General features: G+C 69.3%; 3 protein-coding genes. 2 read left to right on the forward strand and 1 reads right to left on the reverse strand.

Annotation, left to right across the window (positions count from 1 at the left end; all coding sequences use genetic code 11):
• Window positions 1-163: 163 nt before the first annotated feature.
• Complete coding sequence (locus ACFW2E_RS29915) at window positions 164-553, reverse strand: hypothetical protein (RefSeq protein ID WP_384470191.1); 390 nt, start codon at window positions 551-553, stop codon at window positions 164-166.
• Between the two features lie 101 nt (window positions 554-654).
• Here ACFW2E_RS29915 and ACFW2E_RS29920 point away from each other — a divergent pair, with 101 nt between their 5' ends.
• Window positions 655-1,701 (forward strand): ABC transporter substrate-binding protein, encoded by a 1,047-nt coding sequence (locus ACFW2E_RS29920; protein ID WP_384470192.1) that lies wholly within the window; start codon window positions 655-657, stop codon window positions 1,699-1,701.
• Window positions 1,702-1,797: 96 nt separating this feature from the next.
• Window positions 1,798-2,086, forward strand: a 289-nt coding sequence (locus tag ACFW2E_RS29925) for a siderophore-interacting protein (RefSeq protein ID WP_384470193.1), incomplete at its 3' end; no start/stop codon positions are given.

The raw sequence follows: 2,086 nt of genomic DNA on the forward strand, positions 1-2,086 counted from the left end.
CGCGGGCTCGCGGTGGCCGGCGGGGGCGCCCCCGCGCAGGGGGAGACTAAATCTCCCTGAAATCACAAAACCCACGCCCCCGTTGTTGGGGGGGGGGTGGCCCCCGACACCGCCCCCCCCCCCCCCTTCGGGTCACGCGGCTGTCCGAGCCGTGCCGAATGGTTCACGCGGTTGTTGAGGTACCGAGGAACGCGTCGGCGGAGTTCTTGGTGCCGATCCCTCCGTTGGTCAAGGCGCCCCAGACGTCGAGGTCCGCGCCACGGACCGGGTTCCCCTCGTACCAGGGGCTGCCCGGATCCGGTCCCCGGTTTCCCCCGTCCTTGTGTGCGAACTCGGCCCACTCCTTGGCGCAGGGGGCCTTCATGCCCTTGTCCCGCGCCTGCCCCACGAGCTTCGAGCGCCATTCCGAGAAGGTGTCGTCCGCCGCGATGACGGTGATGATGTCGCCGACGTCGGTGGTACCGGTCGGGTCGGTGTCGAACACCAGCAGGACGTCGTGCGCGTCGCACGCCTCGCGCAGCACCCGCAGACAGGCAGGGGAGTGGAACCGCATCCCGCCCGTGCCCTGCACCCTTCGACAACAATGAAGGTTAGGCTAACCTAACTAACAACTATCCGGCGGGCGTCTCGCCCCGTTCGAAGGCAGTCGCATCCATGTCCCATGCCCGTGCCACCCACCTCACTCGCCGCGGACTGCTCGCCGCGGGCGGCGCCCTCGGTCTCGGCGCCGCGCTCGCCGCCTGCGGCGACGACAAGGGCAAGGACGCAGGCCCCGACAAGGGCACGGAGGCTGCCAGGTCCGGCCCCTGGACCTTCAGGGACGACCGCGGCACGACGGTGAAGCTGGACAAGGTCCCGGCGAACATCGTCGCGTTCACCGGTGTCGCGGCCGCCCTCCACGACTACGGCATCTCGGTCAAGGGCGTGTTCGGCCCCACGAAGACCAAGGACGGCAAGGCCGACGTCCAGGCCGGCGACATGGACATCAGCAAGGTCACGATCCTCGGCAACACCTGGGGCCAGTTCAGCGTCGAGAAGTACGCGGCGCTCGCACCGGACGTGCTCGTCTCCACGATGTTCGACTCCGCCGGCACCCTCTGGTACGTCCCCGACGAGTCCAAGGACCAGATCGCCAAGCTCGCCCCGAGCCTCGGCATCTCCGTCTACGACCGTCGGCTCACCGCGTCGCTGGAACGCATGTGGGCGCTCGCCGATTCGCTCGGCGCTGACCTGAAGGCCGTCGCGGTCGCCGACGCCAAGAAGCGCTTCGAGGGCGCGGCCGCCCGGCTGCGCGCGGCCGCCAGGGCCAGGCCCGGTATCAAGGTGCTGGCCGGTTCCGCGAGCGCCGAGCTCTTCTACGTCTCCGGCACCAACCTCTCCATCGACCTGGAGTACTTCAAGGCCCTCGGCGTGAACTTCGTCGAGCCGCCGGAGAGCGCCAAGAAGCAGGGCGGCGGCTGGTACGAGTCGCTGAGCTGGGAGAACGTCGACAAGTACAAGGCCGACATCATCATGATGGACGACCGCTCCCAGACCACACAGCCCGCCGACATCACCAAGGCGACCTGGAAGAAGCTGCCCGCGGTCAAGGCCGGTCAGGTCATCGCCCGCTCCCCCGAGCCGATCCTGTCGTACGACAAGTGCGTGCCGCTGCTCACCAACCTCGCCGAGGCCCTGGAGAAGGCCGAGAAGGTCAGCTGAACCCCCGACCTTCCCGACCCCCGGCCTTCCCGACCCTCAGCCTTCCTGACCCTCAGCCTTCCTGACCCTCAGCCTTTCCGACGCCCAGGAGCCCGCATGACGACGGCCGTGGCCGCCCCGTTCCGCTTCTTCTCCCTTCAGGTCGTACGGACGAGGCGGCTCGGCCCGTCTCTGGTCCGGGTCACCTTCACCGGCTCCGACCTGCACGCGTTCCACTCCCACGGGCGCGACCAGTCCCTCTCCCTCTTCCTGCCGCAGCCGGGGCAGACCGAGCCCGTCGTACCGCTCGGCCCGGGTTGGGGGTCACCCCGCTCGAGCGAGGTCGATCGCGGGGGATCCTGGTGGCAGGCCTGGCGTGAACTCCCTGCGGCGGTAAGGGCGGTGA

The organism is Streptomyces sp. NPDC058964 (assembly GCF_042741275.1).
In the GTDB taxonomy this organism is placed as follows: Bacteria; Actinomycetota; Actinomycetes; order Streptomycetales; family Streptomycetaceae; genus Streptomyces.